This is a genomic window from Exiguobacterium sp. SH5S13 (genome assembly GCF_004337085.1).
In the GTDB taxonomy this organism is placed as follows: domain Bacteria; phylum Bacillota; class Bacilli; order Exiguobacteriales; family Exiguobacteriaceae; genus Exiguobacterium; species Exiguobacterium aurantiacum_A.
Window position 1 is genome coordinate 1 of sequence record NZ_SJUS01000075.1, and the last position, 467, is coordinate 467.

The following is a 467-nucleotide window of genomic DNA, read 5'->3' on the forward strand; positions in this document are numbered from 1 at the left end:
GCCGCCGAAGGTGGGACAGATGATTGGGGTGAAGTCGTAACAAGGTAGCCGTATCGGAAGGTGCGGCTGGATCACCTCCTTTCTAAGGAAAATGCCCATGTGGCATTGCCCATCGTTCAGTTTTGAGAGACCAAATCTCTCGACAAATCAAATTATGAGGGCCTATAGCTCAGCTGGTTAGAGCGCACGCCTGATAAGCGTGAGGTCGGTGGTTCGAGTCCACTTAGGCCCACCATTTTTTTGAGAATTCCCTTATATGGGGCCTTAGCTCAGCTGGGAGAGCGCCTGCCTTGCACGCAGGAGGTCAGCGGTTCGATCCCGCTAGGCTCCACTTTGTTCCTTGAAAACTGAAGATTCATCAAGACATCAAACCAAGAAAAATATGCATGGTCCGTTCGGACCGTGTGTCTTAGAAACGCTAGATCAAGGTAGAAAGGGCGTACGGTGGATGCCTTGGCACTAGGAGC

General features: G+C 51.4%; 2 tRNA genes and 1 rRNA gene. All 3 read left to right on the plus strand.

The annotated features are described in order from the left end of the window. Positions 1 to 82, plus strand: a 16S ribosomal RNA gene (locus EVJ30_RS15050); the annotation flags it as partial. 76 nt (positions 83 to 158) lie between these two features. Continuing rightward, a tRNA-Ile gene (locus tag EVJ30_RS15055) sits at positions 159 to 235 on the plus strand. Between the two features lie 23 nt (positions 236 to 258). Then, a tRNA-Ala gene (locus tag EVJ30_RS15060) sits at positions 259 to 331 on the plus strand. Positions 332 to 467 lie beyond the last annotated feature (136 nt).